Raw genomic sequence first — 381 nt, 5'->3', positions numbered from 1 at the left:
CCGGCCGATCTCGCCCGGGCGACCCGTCCCGGCTGGGTGCTCGTGACGGCCTGCGGACTGTTCCTCTTCGTCGTGGCGGGGGCCTCCCGGGCGAAGACTCCCGCGGCCTGATCACGGGCGGCCGGCGCGCAGCGGCCGGGGCCCGGCGCCCGGAGCCGGGAGCCCGGAGCCCGGAGCCCGCGCCCGCTCGGCAGCCCGATTCACGGCCTGCCCCCTGCGCAGCCCTCAGGGGGCGGTCCCGACGCCGGCAGCCCGCGCGGGCCGAGGCTCTCCGCGCCCACCAGTCGGCCGGCGGCGGCGCCGAGGGCCTGGCGCAGCGGCTCCTCCAGGTAGGGCCGGATGCCGAGGACGGGGCGCACCCCGGTGCGCAGGGGGTTGGAC

1 pseudogene is annotated in these 381 nt (G+C 81.1%); it reads right to left on the bottom strand.

Features of this window, described 5'->3' with window-relative positions:
* Nucleotides 1–200: 200 nt before the first annotated feature.
* A pseudogene (locus tag J7E97_RS31835) lies at nucleotides 201–381 on the bottom strand (hypothetical protein); the annotation flags it as partial.

Origin of the sequence: Streptomyces sp. ISL-66, from assembly GCF_018614135.1 — a bacterium.
Classification (GTDB): domain Bacteria; phylum Actinomycetota; class Actinomycetes; order Streptomycetales; family Streptomycetaceae; genus Streptomyces.
Note: the sequence above shows the minus strand (reverse complement) of the source record. Positions and strands in the feature narration are given on the sequence as shown.